This is a genomic window from Pseudomonas sp. BGI-2 (assembly GCF_004310295.1).
In the GTDB taxonomy this organism is placed as follows: domain Bacteria; phylum Pseudomonadota; class Gammaproteobacteria; order Pseudomonadales; family Pseudomonadaceae; genus Aquipseudomonas.
Genome location: NZ_SISB01000002.1, coordinates 97,147 through 114,324, shown reverse-complemented (window position 1 = coordinate 114,324; position 17,178 = coordinate 97,147). Strand labels below are relative to the sequence as shown.

Annotated in this window: 11 protein-coding genes; all 11 read right to left on the bottom strand. The window is 60.5% G+C overall.

Going from position 1 to position 17,178, the window contains the following annotated elements; genetic code table 11:
• Nucleotides 1–212: 212 nt before the first annotated feature.
• The 11 genes from EYC95_RS01760 to rnr all read right to left on the bottom strand — a co-directional run bounded on the left by EYC95_RS01760 (nt 213) and on the right by rnr (nt 17,063).
• Nucleotides 213–1,103, bottom strand: a complete 891-nt coding sequence (locus EYC95_RS01760; protein ID WP_131058826.1) for a transglutaminase family protein — start codon at nt 1,101–1,103, stop codon at nt 213–215.
• Nucleotides 1,103–3,589, bottom strand: a complete 2,487-nt coding sequence (locus EYC95_RS01755; RefSeq protein WP_131058825.1) for a circularly permuted type 2 ATP-grasp protein — start codon at nt 3,587–3,589, stop codon at nt 1,103–1,105. Before EYC95_RS01755 ends, EYC95_RS01760 begins: the two co-directional genes overlap by 1 nt.
• A gap of 88 nt (nt 3,590–3,677) precedes the next feature.
• On the bottom strand, nt 3,678–6,953 hold the full coding sequence (locus EYC95_RS01750) for a DUF2126 domain-containing protein (protein ID WP_131058824.1): 3,276 nt from the start codon (nt 6,951–6,953) through the stop codon (nt 3,678–3,680).
• 319 nt (nt 6,954–7,272) lie between these two features.
• The gene (locus tag EYC95_RS01745) at nt 7,273–9,576 is read right to left on the bottom strand and encodes a YgiQ family radical SAM protein (RefSeq protein WP_131058823.1); all 2,304 of its coding nucleotides are present in this window, start codon (nt 9,574–9,576) and stop codon (nt 7,273–7,275) included.
• Between the two features lie 187 nt (nt 9,577–9,763).
• Nucleotides 9,764–11,158, bottom strand: a complete 1,395-nt coding sequence (gene dnaB / locus EYC95_RS01740; protein WP_131058822.1) for a replicative DNA helicase — start codon at nt 11,156–11,158, stop codon at nt 9,764–9,766.
• Nucleotides 11,159–11,292: 134 nt separating this feature from the next.
• Nucleotides 11,293–11,739 (bottom strand): 50S ribosomal protein L9, encoded by a 447-nt coding sequence (rplI, locus tag EYC95_RS01735; protein WP_003197251.1) that lies wholly within the window; start codon nt 11,737–11,739, stop codon nt 11,293–11,295.
• Nucleotides 11,740–11,758: 19 nt separating this feature from the next.
• A complete protein-coding gene (locus EYC95_RS01730; RefSeq protein WP_131058821.1) occupies nt 11,759–12,652 on the bottom strand; it encodes a hypothetical protein in 894 nt (297 codons plus the stop codon).
• A 36-nt stretch (nt 12,653–12,688) separates the two neighbouring features.
• On the bottom strand, nt 12,689–12,919 hold the full coding sequence (gene rpsR, locus EYC95_RS01725; RefSeq protein WP_002551829.1) for a 30S ribosomal protein S18: 231 nt from the start codon (nt 12,917–12,919) through the stop codon (nt 12,689–12,691).
• A 28-nt stretch (nt 12,920–12,947) separates the two neighbouring features.
• Nucleotides 12,948–13,370, bottom strand: coding sequence for a 30S ribosomal protein S6 (gene rpsF / locus EYC95_RS01720; protein ID WP_003217491.1), 423 nt, complete (start codon nt 13,368–13,370; stop codon nt 12,948–12,950).
• A gap of 298 nt (nt 13,371–13,668) precedes the next feature.
• Nucleotides 13,669–14,436, bottom strand: a complete 768-nt coding sequence (rlmB, locus tag EYC95_RS01715) for a 23S rRNA (guanosine(2251)-2'-O)-methyltransferase RlmB (RefSeq protein ID WP_131058820.1) — start codon at nt 14,434–14,436, stop codon at nt 13,669–13,671.
• The gene (gene rnr / locus EYC95_RS01710) at nt 14,433–17,063 is read right to left on the bottom strand and encodes a ribonuclease R (RefSeq protein WP_131058819.1); all 2,631 of its coding nucleotides are present in this window, start codon (nt 17,061–17,063) and stop codon (nt 14,433–14,435) included. Before rnr ends, rlmB begins: the two co-directional genes overlap by 4 nt.
• Nucleotides 17,064–17,178 lie beyond the last annotated feature (115 nt).

The window sequence follows — 17,178 nt, the reverse complement described above, 5'->3', positions numbered from 1 at the left end:
CCGATGATCTGATCAGGCCCACCGGATCTGTGTCCAGGGTCAGCAGTTCCTTGCTGACCCTCACAGTCCCCTCTGAAATACCCCTCCAGAATTTATACCAAATCCCCTGTGGGAGCGGGCTTGCTCGCGAAAGCAGTGTGTCATTCAATATTAATATCGCCTGTCACACCGCTTTCGCGAGCACGCCCGCTCTCACATGGGTTCTGTATTACTTACTCCAATGGCATCACGGTGACGCGGACCTCGGGGTCGTGATTGCCGCCCCCCAGAATCACCCCACGCAACGGCGAAACATCGGAGAAATCCCGGCCCCAAGCCAGGGTGATGTGTTCCAGCGCCGGTTGCACATTGTTGGTCGGATCGAAATCGACCCAGCCCAGTACCGGGCAAAACACTGAAACCCAGGCATGCGACGCATCGGCGCCGATCAGTCGCGGCTGGCCGGGTGGTGGCTGGGTCAGCAGATAGCCGCTGATGTAACGCGCCGCCAGTCCACGGGAGCGCACGCAAGCGAGCATCAGATGGGCAAAGTCCTGACAAACCCCGCGCCGACGTTCCAGCACCTCCACCAGCGGCGTTGCCACTTGGGTCGCTTCTGCGTCGAAGGTGAATTCGCTGAAAATTTTCTCCATCAATGCCTGGACGCCCACCAACAAAGGTCGCCCCGATGGAAAACAGCTTTCCGAGAATTCGACAAAGTTGCGTTTCAAATGCACGTAGGGCGATTCGAACCGGTAACGGCACGCTTCCAGCAACTCAGGGGAAAGCGGCTGGCTGCTGTAGGTCAGCGCGTTGCGGGTTTCTTCCCACGCGGGGGATTGATTGAAATTCAGCGTTGGCCGGGCCAGCACCTCGACGGTGAGCCGGGCGTTGACCAGCAATTCTACGTGCGGCCGCTCAAACGCCAACCGGGTGAGCGGATTGCCAAACACATCCAGCTCATCCCGGCGCGAGGTCGGGTCGGGACTGATCTGTAATTGCTGCTCGGTGCAGCGCTGCCAGGCGCATGCCCGTGGCCACAGGTGCGCGAGTTGCTGGGCCAGGGACACCGGGCTGTCGTAGTGATAATGGGTGTCGTGGAGAATCTGGTAATGGGCACTCATCAGACAGACACCGTGCGCTGGCTGACATCATCGACATGGGCGAAATGGCGCAAGGCCAGACGATCCGACACTTGCCCGCTGGCATCGGCGATTTCTTGCAGCAAATCCGCCAGACCGTTGATGGCCGCGCGAACGCTGGCTTCGCCGAACAGCGAATTCTCCAGGCACCCCAGATCGAAGCGCGCCAAGCGCTCCACCAGTTGTGGCAGACCCGCTTCGCGAGGCGCACCAAAATCGTCGTTCAAGCGTTTCAGGGTGCGGGTCACCAGTTTCAACTGGAACAGCACCGCGTGAGGGTTCTGCTCGTCGAGCAGCAAAAGATCAAGCACCGGAATCAACTGCGCCACTGCCAAGTACCGCGAACGATAGGTGATGCTGCTGTTACCCAGTTCCAGCAGCCATTCCAGTCCGGCCTGATCGAAAGCGCCAGCACCGCGCAGAAACGCCGCCAGGCTGGCGCTGAGAAATTGCAATCGCTCGATCCGCCGGCCAATCATCAGGAAACGCCAGCCTTCATCCCGGGTCATGTCGTCCAAGGCAAAACCGGACAGCGCCGCCAGGGACATCACCAGCCGGTTGAGGAAATCCAGCAACTCGCCGAAATCCGGCTCTTCGGTTTCCAGCTCCATGGCTTCGCGCTGCAACTCCACCAGCGCCTGCCAGTTTTCCCGCGAGAGCTTGCCGCGCACTTGCGAGGCCGCCCACTGCAAACGCTGCAGGTTGGAGCGCAGGCTGAAGGGCCAATCATCGCCCAGTAGCGCGGCCAACAACCGCTCGGGCAACTCGCCTTCGTCTGGCAACAGATTCAGCCGCTCCCCTAGATCGACCGCCGCTTCCAGGGCCTGCGGATCATCGCCATCGACGTAGCGCGCCAGCATGATCCGCAGCAGTCGCGCGCTGTCATCACAACGCTCGCAATAACGGCCAAACCAGAACAGGTTCTCGACCACCCGCGACGGCAGGTACGGATCCCGTCGAACCAGGTCATGCACACCGATCGTGCGCTGGGTTTTCCATTGCTCGCCGCTGGGAGGACGATCCCCCAATACCCAGGTGTCCTTGCTCGCACCGCCGCGCTGCATCGACACCACTTCGGCGTCTGCTTCGGCGGCAACCCGCGTCAAACCGCCGGGCAGCACTCGATAGCCGTCGCGACTGGCTACCGCATAAACACGCATTCCGATGGCCCGTGGTTGCAGTTGACCGTCCTCGGCCTGCCAGATCGGTGCCTGGGACAACTGCGCCAATTCTTGCGCAACATACGCGTAAGGCCGTGCTTGCATGCGCTCGGCCAAGGCCCGACGCTGTTTTTCACTCAGATCGCGGCCAAATACAGGTGCGAAGCTCTGTGACGGAAACGCAGGTTTGATCAGCAATTCCGGCAGTTTTTCCAATGCCTGGGCCAGCACCGGCGCTTCGCCACACCACCACGTCGCAATGGACGGAAGGATCAGTTCTTCGCCGAACAGGAATTGATTGATCTTCGGCAGAAAGCCCAGCAGCCCCGGCGACTCCAACACACCGCTACCGAGGGCATTGGCCACCAACACCCGCCCCTGCCGCACAGCTTCGAGCAAGCCCGGTACGCCAAGGGCCGAGTCGGTCCGCAGCTCCAGCGGATCGCAGAAGTCGTCATCGAGCCGACGCATGATCGCGTGAACCCGGCGCAAGCCACTGAGGGTTTTCAGGTACACCGTGGCATCGCGCACCGTGAGATCGCCGCCTTCCACCAGTGGATAACCGAGCTGGCGCGCCAGATAAAGATGTTCGAAATAGCTTTCGTTGAAACGCCCCGGCGTCAGCAGCACGATCAGCGGCACGTCATCATCGCCTGGCGCCTGACGAGCGAGGGTTTCCTGAAGCGTGCGGAAGAACCCGGCCAGATGCTGCACCTTCAGGTCGCGGTACAACTCGGGAAAGGCCCGAGACACGATGGTGCGGTTTTCCAGCGCATATCCTGCACCGGATGGCGCTTGAGTCCGATCCGCCGTCACCCACCAGCGGCCGTCCGGTGTGCGCGCCAGATCGACGGCATACAAATGCAGAAAGGCCCCGTCCGGCGGCGAAATGCCCTGACAGGGCCAGAGGAAATTGTTGTGACCGAACACCAGTTCCACCGGCAGCAGTCCTTCGGCAATCAACCGCTGAGGGCCGTAAAGGTCAGCCAACACGGCGTTCAACAACCGAGCTCGCTGAGCGATCCCGGCCGATAAATGCTGCCATTCATCCGCAGCAATCACATGCGGCAGCAGGTCCAGTTCCCACGGCCGATCGGCGCCCTTGGGGTCGGCGTAGACGTTGTAGGTCACGCCGTTTTCCTGGATCTGCCGGGTCAACAGGGCCTGACGCTGCACCAATTGCGCTGGCGTGCTGCGTTGCAATTGGTCGAACAACCGACGCCAGTGCGGGCGCACGGCGCCGCTGTCGTCGAGCAGTTCGTGATAAGTGCCCGCCGTCAGCGGGTAGCGGTCAAGCAGGTCAGGCATGGAAAGCTCGGCAGACAGCAAAGAACGGTCAGACTAACGCAGGCTCATGACGCCCGGATATACGAAAAATCCGAGCGTCGCGTACGGTTTAGAAACGTCGCAAATCGAGCGTCATCGGCAGTTCGTCGTTAATTTCTAGAATCGGTACAGGCAGTTTCCCCGGGCTGTGTCCGATGCGGAAGAAACGCGCCATACGCCGACTCTCGGCCTCATTGGCATTCACCGGCAAACTGTCGTAGTTGCGCCCGCCAGGATGGGCGACGTGGTACTGACAGCCACCCAGCGAGCGCTGCATCCAGGTGTCGAGCAGGTCGAACACCAACGGTGCATGGACCGGGATGGTCGGTTGCAGGCAGTTGGCCGGTTGCCAGGCGCGGAAGCGCACACCAGCGACGTACTCGCCGACGCGTCCGGTCGGCTGCAAAGGCACTGGGACGCCGTTGCACGTCAGCAAATAACGCTGCGGCGCCAGGCCGTTGAGTTTCACTTGCAAGCGCTCCAGGGACGAATCCACGTAGCGCACCGTGCCGCCGACCGCACCCTCCTCGCCCAGCACATGCCAAGGCTCCAGCGCCTGACGCACTTCCAGTTCGACGCCACTGACGGCGTAATCGCCGACCTTGGGAAAGCGAAATTCCAGGTGCGCGGCAAACCACTCCGCCCGCACGGGATAGCCGGCGGCATTGAGATCGACGATCACATCCGCGAAGTCCTGCTCGATAAAGTGCGGCAGCAGGAATCGGTCATGCAGCTCTGTGCCCCAGCGCGCCAGTTTCGGCGGCGCGTAAGGCTCGCGCCAGAACCTCGCCACCAGTGCCCGCAGCAGCAACTGCTGCGCCAGACTCATGCGTGCATGCGGCGGCATTTCAAAGGCTCGCAACTCGAGCAGTCCAAGACGCCCCGTCGCGCCATCGGGTGAATAAAGTTTGTCGATGCAGAACTCGGCGCGGTGCGTGTTGCCGGTCACGTCGGTCAGCAAGTTGCGCAGCAACCGGTCGACCAGCCATGGCGTGCACTCCTCGCCCGGTTCCGGCATTTGGGCGAAGGCGATTTCCAACTCGTACAACGCATCGTTGCGCGCTTCATCAACACGCGGCGCCTGAGATGTCGGGCCGATGAACAATCCGGAAAACAGGTAGGACAAGGACGGATGGTTATGCCAGTAGCTGATCAGGCTGCGCAGCAGATCGGGACGTCGCAGAAATGGTGAGTCAGCCGGCGTCGCGCCACCCAGTACGAAATGGTTACCGCCGCCGGTGCCGGTGTGCCGGCCGTCGATCATGAATTTCTCGGTGGTCAGCCGCGTCTGGCGTGCTTCTTCGTACAAAAACTCGGTGCGCTCGACCAGCTCATCCCACGTGGCGGACGGCTGAACGTTGACCTCGATCACGCCTGGATCGGGGGTGATGCGGAAGTTGCTCAGGCGAGGATCGCTCGGCGGCTCGTAGCCTTCCAGCAACACCGGGCAATGCAGTTCCTGCGCCGTGGCCTCGATCGCGGTGACCAGTTCCAAATAGTCCTCGACCCGTTCCAGCGGCGGCATGAACAGGTACAGCCGGCCCTCCCGAGCCTCGGCGCAGAACGCGGTGCGGGTCAGCCAATCGGCGGATTCATCGACCTCCAGATCCCGCTCGACCGCTTCGGCCGGCGCGCCCGGACTGTTCAACTGCTGAGTGTCTGGAAGCGCGGGGAATTCCTGATTCGGGTCGTTCGGGTAGATGAACGGATACTCGGCCGCCTTCACCCAAGGCTGCGAGCCCAGCGGCAAGCGATAACCCAGCGGCGAATCCCCCGGCACCAATCGACAATGCTCGTCACGCAGATACCAGCGACCGCTTTGCCATTGATCACCCTTGGCGGTGCGCGCAAGCGGCAGGACCTGGCCGATCACCTTGTCCAGGCCCTGGCTGAAGACTTTACGCAGGCGCGCCCGCTCCAACGGTTCTTCAAGACGTGAGTCTTCGGCGCTGACGTTCTGCGGCAACGTGCCTTCGCGCCAGAGGTAATAGAAATTGTCTTCGTAGGCAGAGAAAACAAAACGTATCGGAATGTTCAGGCGTTCGGCGACACTCGCCAGAAAACGCCCGGCCAGCTCGCCATCGGCGCCGTAGTCTTCCTGCTCATCGGCGATCAGCGCGCTGTTGTGCCAGATCGGCACGCCATCGCGGCGCCAGTAGCAATTGAGCGACCAGCGTGGCAGTTGCTCGCCGGGGTACCACTTGCCCTGACCGAAATGCACCAGGCCTTTGGGCGCGTAGCGTTTGCGCATGCGCTGGAACAGCTCAGCGGATAACCGACGCTTGTCCGGCCCGAGCGCGGCGGTGTTCCACTCGTCACCGTCCGGGTCATCGATGGAAACGAAGGTCGGCTCGCCGCCCATGGTCAGGCGCACGTCGCCTTCCAGCAGGTCGGCATCGATTTGCCGGCCCAGCGCCTGGATCGCCAGCCACTGATCTTCGGTGTAGGGCTTGGTGACCCGTGGTGCTTCCCAAATCCGCTCCACATACATTTCGTGGGTGAATTCGCACTCGCACGGTTCCACCAGACCACTGATCGGTGCCGCAGAGCCCGGATCGGGACTGCACGCCAACGGAATGTGTCCTTCACCGGCAAACAGCCCCGAGGTCGCATCCAGGCCGATCCAGCCGGCGCCGGGCAAATAGACCTCGCACCACGCGTGCAGGTCGGTGAAGTCCACTTCCGTGCCCGAGGGGCCGTCGAGGCTTTTGACGTCGGCGGTCAATTGGATCAGGTAGCCGGAGACGAAACGCGCCGCCAGCCCGAGGTTGCGCAGCAGCTGCACCAGCAACCAAGCTGAATCGCGGCAGGAACCGGAAGCCTGTTCAAGGGTGTGCTCGGGCGTTTGCACCCCCGGCTCCATGCGGATCAGGTAGCCGATGTCTTCGCTCAGGCGCTGATTGAGTGCCACCAGGAAATCCACGCTCGGCAGCGGCGTGCGGTCGATGCCGTCCAGATAGGCCTTGAACTTCGGCGTCAGGGGCAAGGTTTCCAGGTACGGCGCCAGTTCCTTGCGCTCGTCCGCGGCGTAGGCGAAAGGGATCTTTTCCGCGTAGGGCTCAAGGAAAAAGTCGAACGGATTGAAGACCGCCATCTCCGCCAGCAAATCGACCTCGATCCGCAGCTCATCGGTTTTCTCCGGGAACACCAACCGCGCCAGGTAATTGCCCTGGGGGTCTTGCTGCCAGTTGATGAAATGCTGCTCGGGGGAAACTTTCAGCGCATAGGACAGAATCCGCGTGCGACTGTGGGCGGCCGGGCGCAGGCGAACGATCTGCGGACCGAGCTCGACGGCGCGGTCGTAGCGGTAATGCGTGACGTGGTGCAATGCGACATGAATCGACACGGCGTGCCTCCTGCGAGCCCTAAGCGTATTGGAAAGCGCGCAAGACTTATGCCATCCAGCGGCGCTGGCGCTTTCTTCGGTTGCTTGAGGCAGTACAGCACCAAAATCGGGCGATGCGGGAAATTGGTTGGGAGGAGTTGCACGGAAATGTTGCGAGGCGACCCAGGATCGTTTGATCGTTCCCACGCTCTGCGTGGGAATGCAGTCCGTGACGCTCCGCGTCACTGGACGCGGAGCGTCCCTTGAGGCGTTCCCACGCAGAGCGTGGGAACGATCACGCCAACCCGAAGGTTGGCGTTCTGTTCAGCTCAAACGTGGCTTAGCGCGGCACTACCGGCTTACGCGCAGGCTTTGGCCCTTTGCCTTTGGCCGCATCCTTGCGCTCCTTGGCCGCCTGCTGGTTGCGGGCAAACGCCGCAGCCTTGGCCTGTTCACGCTTGTCCCAGGGGTTGCCGCCATCGCTGGCGCGCGGTGGCAAGCCAGTGTGCTGGGTCAGGATCTTGGTGGTCTTCTCGCCTGCCACTTTATGGCTGCCAGCCGGCGTCGAGTTCTTGCGACGGGCGCTCTGGTAGCTGTCGGTCGCCGGCTGGTGCAGCGGGATCAACTGGTTCTTGCCCGGCCCGATCAGGTCGGCGCGGCCCATGCGGGTCAGCGCTTCACGCAGCATCGGCCAGCCTTTCGGGTCGTGATATCGCAAGAACGCCTTGTGCAGGCGACGCTGCTCTTCGCTCTTGACGATGGTCACGGCGTCGCTCTTGTAAGTGACCTTACGCAGCGGGTTCTTGCCCGAGTGGTACATCGCGGTGGCGGTGGCCATTGGCGACGGGTAGAACGCCTGCACCTGGTCGGCACGGAAGCCGTTGCCCTTGAGCCACAAGGCCAGGTTCATCATGTCTTCGTCGGTGGTGCCCGGGTGCGCGGCGATGAAGTACGGAATCAGGTACTGCTCTTTCCCGGCTTCCTTGGAGTACTTCTCGAACATGCGCTTGAACTTGTCATAGCTGCCAATGCCCGGCTTCATCATCTGGTTGAGCGGACCTTCCTCGGTATGTTCCGGGGCGATCTTCAGGTAACCACCGACGTGGTGAGTCACCAGTTCCTTAACGTATTCCGGCGACTCGACCGCGAGGTCGTAACGCAGGCCGGACGCGATCAGGATCTTCTTCACACCCGGCAACGCACGGGCGCTGCGATACAGCTGGATCAGCGACGAGTGGTCGGTATTCAGGTTCGGGCAAATGCCAGGGAATACGCACGAAGGCTTGCGGCACGCGGATTCGATTTCCGGGGTCTTGCAGGCGATGCGGTACATGTTCGCGGTCGGACCGCCGAGGTCGGAAATGACGCCGGTAAAGCCTGGAACCTTGTCGCGGATCTCTTCGATTTCGCGAATGATCGACTCTTCGGAACGGTTCTGGATGATCCGGCCTTCGTGCTCAGTGATCGAGCAGAACGTGCAGCCACCGAAGCAGCCACGCATGATGTTCACCGAGAAACGGATCATGTCGTAGGCAGGGATCTTTTCCTTGCCGTACGCCGGGTGCGGAATGCGCGCATAGGGCATGCCAAACACGTAGTCCATTTCTTCGGTGGTCATCGGAATCGGAGGCGGGTTGAACCATACATCGACTTCGCCGTGCTTCTGAACCAATGCACGGGCGTTGCCCGGGTTGGTTTCCAGGTGAAGCACGCGGTTGGCGTGAGCATAAAGCACCGCGTCGCCACGGACTTTCTCAACCGACGGCAGACGAATGACGGTCTTGTCGCGGGTCATCCGTGGGCTGGCCAGGATCTGCACGACCTTGGCTTCGCTCGGGTCTTCAACCGGACCCTTCTCCTGCTCGATGGCGCAGGCCTGGGTGTCTTGAGTATTCACGTACGGGTTGATGATCTTGTCGACCTTGCCCGGACGGTCGATACGCGTGGAATCGACTTCGTACCAGTCTTTCGGCGTATCGCGACGGATGAACGCGGTGCCACGCACATCGGTGATGTCTTCGATCTTGTGACCGTAGGACAGACGCTGGGCGACTTCGACGATCGCACGCTCGGCGTTGCCGTAGAGCAGGATGTCGGCGCAGGCGTCGATCAGGATCGAGTTGCGAACCCGGTCCTGCCAGTAATCGTAGTGGGCGATGCGGCGCAGGGAAGCTTCGATGCCACCGAGCACGATCGGCACGTCCTTGTAGGCTTCCTTGCAGCGCTGGCTGTAAACCAGGCTCGCGCGGTCCGGACGTTTGCCCGCCATGCCACCGGGGGTGTAGGCGTCGTCGGAACGGATTTTCTTGTCGGCGGTGTAGCGGTTGATCATCGAATCCATGTTGCCGGCCGCGACGCCGAAAAACAGGTTCGGCTCGCCGAGCTTCATGAAGTCGTCTTTGGACTGCCAGTTTGGCTGGGCAATGATCCCGACGCGGAAGCCTTGCGACTCTAGCAGCCGGCCAATGATTGCCATACCGAAAGACGGGTGGTCGACGTACGCATCACCGGTGACGATGATGATGTCGCAGGAATCCCAGCCAAGCTGATCCATCTCCTCCCTGCTCATCGGCAGGAATGGCGCTGGACCGAAACATTCGGCCCAGTACTTGGGATAGTCAAATAACGGCTTGGCTGTTTGCATGACGATGACCGGTGTTGAGATGAAAAATCGCGGGCGCGGAATATAGCACAAAAAACAACCAATTCCGACGGCTATGGTCGGAAATTGGTGTCGACCCCATTCGCGGGCAAGCCTCGCTCCTACAGGTTCTACGCAACCTGTAGGAGCGAGGCTTGCCCGCGAAGAGGCCCGACCAGACACCAACTAACTATTCGTCGTCGAAGTTGTAGCTGCCCGGCGCGAGGTTTTCGAAGCGGGTGTACTTACCGATGAACGCCAGCCGCGACGTGCCGATCGGGCCGTTCCGCTGTTTGCCGATGATGATCTCGGCGATGCCTTTGTGCTCGGTTTCCGGGTGGTACACCTCGTCCCGGTACACGAACATGATCACGTCAGCATCTTGCTCGATCGCTCCGGATTCCCGGAGGTCGGAGTTGATCGGGCGTTTGTTCGGTCGTTGCTCCAGGGAGCGGTTGAGCTGAGACAGCGCCACCACCGGGCAGTTGAATTCCTTGGCCAGGGCTTTCAAGGAACGGGAGATCTCGGAAATCTCGTTGGTCCGATTGTCGCCGCCCGAACCCGGGATCTGCATCAACTGCAGGTAGTCGATCATGATCAGGCCGACATCGCCGTGCTCACGAACCAGACGCCGGGTCCGCGCGCGCATTTCCGAAGGGCTGATGCCCGCCGTATCGTCGATGAACAGCTTGCGATCGTTGAGCAGGTTGACCGCCGAGGTCAGGCGCGGCCAATCGTCGTCTTCCAGGCGACCGGCACGGACCTTGGTCTGGTCGATACGGCCCAGCGACGACAACATACGCATGATCAGCGATTCGCCTGGCATCTCCAGCGAGTAGACCAGTACGCACTTGTCGCTGCGCAACACGGCGTTTTCCACCAGGTTCATCGCAAAAGTGGTTTTACCCATCGAAGGACGACCGGCGACGATGATCAGGTCGGACGGCTGCAGGCCGCTGGTCATCCCGTCGAGGTCGGTGTAGCCGGTGGACAGGCCAGTGATGGCGTTGTCGGTGTTGAACAAGGTGTCGATGCGGTCGATGGCCTTGGTCAGCAGGTCATTCACGCTCACCGGGCCGCCGGTTTTTGGCCGGGCCTCGGCGATCTGGAAGATCTGCCGTTCGGCTTCGTCGAGAATCTCTTCAGCCGTGCGGCCTTCCGGGTTGAAAGCACTATCGGCAATTTCGGTGGCGATACCGATCAGCTGCCGCAGCGTTGCCCGTGCACGGACGATCTGCGCATAGGCCTTGATGTTGGCGACGGACGGCGTATTTTTCGCCAGCTCACCAAGGTAACCAAGGCCGCCGACCTGCGAGGTCTGACCTTCCTTGTCCAATTGCTCGGCAAGGGTCACGACGTCGATGGGGGAGTTCTGGTCGGCGAGCTTGGCGATCGCGCGGAAGATCAAACGGTGGTCATGTCGATAGAAATCGCCGTCCGACACTTGATCCAGCACGCGTTCCCAGGCGTTGTTGTCCAGCATCAGACCACCGAGCACGGCCTGTTCGGCCTCGATGGAATGCGGAGGCACCTTCAGGGAAGCGGTTTGCAGATCGTATTGCTCGGGAGCGGAGATATCGTTCATGGCCACTTGGTTATATTAGAAAAGCAGGGTGTGAAAAACAGGAACTGCAGAAAGACAAAGAGCACGACCTGTAAACAGGATCGTGCCCGATGTTACCGGCAAGCACCCAAGGGTGCCAGCCGATCAAGTGCTGCTTAAGCTGCTACCACGACAACGCGTACGGTGGCTTCAACTTCGGCGTGCAGGTGCACGGCTACGTCGAATTCGCCTACGTTGCGGATGGTGCCGTTCGGCAGACGAACTTCGCTTTTTGCAACTTCAACGCCAGAGGCGGTCAGTGCATCAGCGATGTCGTGAGTACCGATCGAACCGAACAGCTTGCCTTCGTCACCAGCGGTGGCAGTGATAGTCACTTCCAGCTCAGCCAGTTGGGCGGCACGGCTTTCAGCCGAAGTTTTACGGTCTGCTGCGGCTTTTTCCAGCTCAGCGCGACGCTCTTCGAACGCAGCCAGGTTGGCAGCGGTCGCAGCGGTAGCTTTACCGTAAGGCAGCAGGTAGTTACGACCGTAACCAGCCTTAACGTTTACTTTGTCACCCAGGTTGCCCAGGTTGGTGACTTTTTCCAGAAGGATCAGTTGCATGTGAAAATCCTCTTAACTTTTAACCTTCACCGTTCGCGCTATCGGCGTCTTTCGGCGCCGAACGACCGCGAAAATCAATCAGGCTGTCGACGATGGCCAAGACCACCAGCAACGGATAGATCAGCTGCATGAACAGCAACAGCGTGACGTACAACCCCACCAGCCAGAATCTGGCCAGTCGCTTTTGCGCCACTAGCCCGTGAATCAGGGCCAGCCCGGCGAACACCAGCGGCACGCTGCACAACGGCGTCAACATGGCCATCTGTGGACCGATGTTCGGCCCCAGAAGCATGAACGCCAGCAGCAACATCGCTGGTAAAAGCGGGAATCGGATGGCGCGAAACTCGCGACCAAAACCACCCGGGTTGTACAACAACGCCTGCCAGTAGCGCCCGACAATCAGGCTCAGCACACTGACGATTTGCAACAAGGCCGCAATCAGGCCGGTCAGGACCGGTGCAATCAGGGACGCAAAATGCGCTTGCTCGTCTACCGACAACTTCTGGTAGACATCACCGAGTAGCGACGGCATGACCTTTATCAAGGCCTGCGCCAGCATCTCGATTTGGGGAGCAAAAACTGTCCCCAGCACCACTGCAAACACCACTCCCATCGCTATGCTGACCAGCAGCACGCGGTTCCAGGACTCACTTGCGCGCAAAACCAACGCAAGGCTCCAAGACCCCAGCAGCACCAGAAGTGCGCGTGGGTCATCGGAGTAAAACCACCAGATCAACGCTGGCAGCAGTCCGAGAGCAAGTACGCCAATGGCGTCCTTCAATCCGCGCCGCAGGAGCACAAAGCATCCAGCGGCAGCACCCAACCAATACAACAACGGCAATGCAGCGCATCCAGCCACTACCAGAGTGGCCTGCATACGGCCGCGCATGATGAACTCAGCTATGGCTCGCATGCATTCAATCCTTTGCTACGTGTCGACTGCCCGGTCTCAGCGGCCGTGGCTGTCGGTGTAGGCCAGCAGGGCCAGGAAGCGGGCGCGCTTGATAGCGGTGGCCAGCTGACGCTGATAACGTGCTTTGGTACCGGTGATACGGCTTGGAACGATTTTGCCGGTCTCGGATACATAAGCTTTCAGAGTGTTGAGATCTTTGTAATCGATCTCTTTCACGTCTTCAGCGGTGAAGCGGCAGAATTTACGACGACGGAAGAAACGTGCCATTTGATAGGCTCCTTAAAAGGTCCGTGGATTACTCGTCAGCGTTATCGCTGTTGTCGCTGTCATCACTATCAGCGCTTTCAGCGCCTTCGTGCTCAGGACGGTCGCGACGCTCACGGCGCTCACTGCGGTTTTCTTCAGCCTTGAGCATCTCGGATTGGCCGGTAACGGCTTCTTCGCGACGGATGACCAGGTTACGGATCACTGCATCGTTGTAGCGGAAGTTGTCTTCCAGCTCGGCCAGGGCCTTGCCAGTGCACTCAACGTTCAGCATCACGTAGTGAGCCTTGTGAACATTGTTGATTGCATAGGCCAGTTGACGACGGCCCCAATCTTCCAGACGGTGGATTTTGCCGCCGTCTTCTTCGATCAGCTTGGTGTAACGCTCTACCATGCCGCCGACTTGCTCGCTTTGATCCGGGTGGACCAAAAAGATGATTTCGTAATGACGCATGAATGCTCCTTACGGGTTGTAGCCTGCCGCTCAAAAGCGGTCAGACAAGGAGTGAATGACACTTATGGACTTGCTTGCGATAGACACATGCGTGCCTGCCGTCACAGCAAGGGGCGCAATTGTAGAGAAGGGACAGGAGAGGTGCAAGGCAATTGGTGATTATTTGAACAACCACCGCATCATCCCTGTAGGAGCGAGGCTTGCCCGCGATCGGAGCTCCGCGATCTTTCAGGAATACCGCCTTATCGTTCTTCGCGGGCGAGCCTCGCTCCTACAGAAGCAAGGCTGCCGCGATGATTCAGGACTTCTTGGCGGTTCCGGCGGCTTTGACGCTGCGCTGGCGCTGGGCCTCAAACAGGCAGACGCCGGTCGCCACTGAGACGTTGAGACTGCTGACGCTGCCGGTCATCGGCAGGTGCACCAGGTAGTCGCAAAGATCGCGGGTCAGGCGACGCATGCCGCTGCCTTCCGCGCCCATGATCAGGATGGTCGGGCCGGTCATGTCCTGCTGATACAGACTCTGTTCAGCCTCGCCCGCCGTACCGACGACCCACAAGCCACGCTGCTTGAGTTTTTCCAGGGTGCGCGCCAGGTTGGTCACGGCGACCAACGGAATCACTTCCGCCGCGCCACAAGCGACCTTTCGTACCGTCGGGGTCAGGGTGGCTGACTTGTCCTTCGGCACGATCACCGCCAGCGCGCCGGCCGCATCGGCCGAACGCAGGCAAGCGCCAAGGTTGTGCGGATCGGTCACGCCGTCGAGCACCAGCAGCAACGGTGCGCCTTCGGTGCGATCGAGCAGTTCGTCGAGCATTGCCTCGCCCCAGACCTGGCTCGGACTCACTTCCGCCACCACGCCCTGGTGCACGCCCTCAACCCAGGCATCCAGCTCACGACGCTCTGCCTGGCCGACGGCTACGCGATTTTCCGCCGCCAGCGCGATCAGCGTCTGAACGCGCGGATCACTGCGGCCTTCAGCCAGCCAGATCTGCTTGACGCGTTTCGGGTGGTGACGCAGCAACGCTTCTACCGCGTGCACGCCGTAGATCTTTTCCAACTGACTCATGACTTGGCCTTAGGTTTACGCGCCCCGCCGCTTTTGGCTGGAGCCGAACCCGCTTTCGGCGGGCCTTTACGGTGTTTGCTTGGCTTGCTGCCGGGAGCCTTGTCAGGCGCCGACCGTCCGGCCTTTCCCCCAGACGCCGCTTTACCGCCGCTTTTCGCTTCAGACAGCAACGCCTGTTTCAATTCACGGCTTTTACGCAGTTCGGCATTTTTCGCCGCGGCATCGCTTGGGCGATAGGCTTCGACAGCCTTTTCCTTGGCAGGACGACGACCGGTTTTCGCCGGTGCCGGCTCGGCAGCGGTTTTCGCAGCAGTCTTGGCGGCTGGTTCAGCCTTTTCAGTGCCGCGCTTCTTGCGACCGATCGGTGCGCTGATGGTTTTTTCCGCCATCTCGAAGTCGATCTTGCGTTCGTCGAGGTCAACGCGCATCACGCGCACTTCAACGGTGTCACCAAGACGGAAGCTGCGACCTGTACGCTCACCGGCGAGGCGGTGGTGCACTGGATCGAAGTGGTAGTAATCGCCTGGCAGCGCGGTGACGTGCACCAGGCCTTCGACGTAGATATCGGTCAGCTCGACGAACAGGCCAAAACCGGTCACGGCGGTGATCACACCCGGGAACGATTCGCCCACGCGGTCTTTCATGAACTCGCACTTGAGCCAGTTCACCACGTCGCGGGTCGCTTCGTCGGCACGGCGCTCGCTCATCGAGCATTGCTCGCCGAGCTGTTCCAGCGCCGCTTCGTCGTACGGATAGATGCGCGCTTTCGGAATGGTCATCGCGCCGGCACGGCGAACGTGCGGCGTGTCCTGCTTGGAATGGATGACACTGCGGATCGCCCGGTGCGTGAGCAAGTCCGGGTAGCGGCGGATCGGCGAGGTGAAGTGGGTATAGGCTTCGTAATTCAGGCCGAAGTGGCCCTGGTTATCGGCGCTGTACACCGCCTGGCTCAACGAGCGCAGCATGACGGTCTGGATCAGATGGAAATCCGGACGGTCCTTGATGCTGGCCAGCAATGCCTGGTAATCCTTCGGCGACGGGCCGTCCTTGCCTTTGTGCAGGGACAGGCCGAGCTCGCCGAGGAAGGCGCGCAGTTTTTCCAGACGCTCCGGTGGCGGGCCGTTGTGAACGCGATACAAAGCGGGTATTTCGTGTTTCTTCAGGAATTCAGCGGTGGCCACGTTGGCCGCCAGCATGCATTCCTCGATTAGTTTGTGCGCATCGTTACGAACAGTCGGACGGATTTCGGCAATCTTGCGCTCGGTGCCGAAGATGATCCGGGTTTCCTGAGTTTCGAAATCGATCGCGCCACGCACGTGACGAGCGCCCAGCAGCACTTTGTACAGTGCGTAAAGCTGCTTCAGGTGCGGCAGAACATCGTTGTACTCGCCGCGAAGCTGACGCGCCTCGGTGAGTTTCGGCGTCTCCAGCATCGAGCTGACCTTGTTGTAGGTCAGGCGCGCGTGGGAGTGGATCACCGCTTCGTAGAAGCAGTAATCAGTCATCTCGCCGGTTTTCGAGATGGTCATCTCGCAGACCATGGCCAGGCGATCGACGTGCGGGTTCAACGAGCACAGTCCGTTGGACAGCTGCTCCGGCAGCATCGGCACTACGCGCTCAGGGAAGTACACCGAGTTGCCGCGAACCTGGGATTCGTTGTCCAGGGCCGAACCGATTTTCACGTAGCTGGAGACGTCGGCGATCGCCACGTACAACTTCCAGCCACCGGAGAACAGGCGCAGCTTGCCCGGTTTGGCTTCACAGTAAACGGCGTCATCGAAGTCACGCGCGTCTTCACCGTCAATGGTTACGAACGGCAGGTGACGCAGGTCAATGCGCTTCTCTTTGTCTTTCTCTTCGACTTCAGGCTTGAGCTTGGCGGCTTCTTTCAAGACCGCTTCAGGCCAGACGTGTGGGATATCGTACGCGCGCAGGGCGACATCGATTTCCATGCCCGGCGCCATGTAGTTGCCCACGACTTCGACCACGTCGCCTTGCGGCTGGAAGCGTGGCGTCGGCCAGTGAGTGATCTTCACTTCGACGAACTGACCGACCTTGGCATTGGCGTTGCGACCCGGGGTGACCAGCACTTCTTGCTGGATCTTCGGATTGTCCGCAACCACGAAGCCGATACCGCCTTCTTCAAAGTAGCGGCCGACGATGGTCTCGTGGGCACGGGAGACCACTTCGACGATCATGCCTTCGCGGCGACCACGACGGTCGAGGCCGGAAACACGGGCCAAGGCACGGTCGCCATCGAACACCAGACGCATTTGCGCCGGGCTCATGAACAGGTCGTCACTGCCGTCGTCCGGGACCAGGAAGCCGAAGCCGTCACGGTGACCGCTGATGCGGCCGAGGATCAGGTCGAGCTTGTCCACCGGCGCATACGTGCCGCGACGAGTGTAAATCAGCTGAGCATCGCGCTCCATGGCGCGCAGACGGCGGCGCAGGGCTTCGATCTGGTCTTCTGTGGTCAGACCAAACTCTTCGACCAGTTGCTCGCGGTTAGCAGGCGAACCCCGATCAGCAAGATGCTGAAGGATCAGTTCGCGGCTAGGAATAGGGTTTTCATATTTTTCCGCTTCACGAGCGGCCTCGGGATCGAGGGACTGCCAATCGGCCATTAGAGAGTTTTCACCTTGTCTATATGCGGGTTAGTTTGGCATAGGCGTAATGAAACGGGAAATTTCAAGCTGTGACAGCCCATCTAAAGCCTTATATCGACAGCGCAAAGCTGAT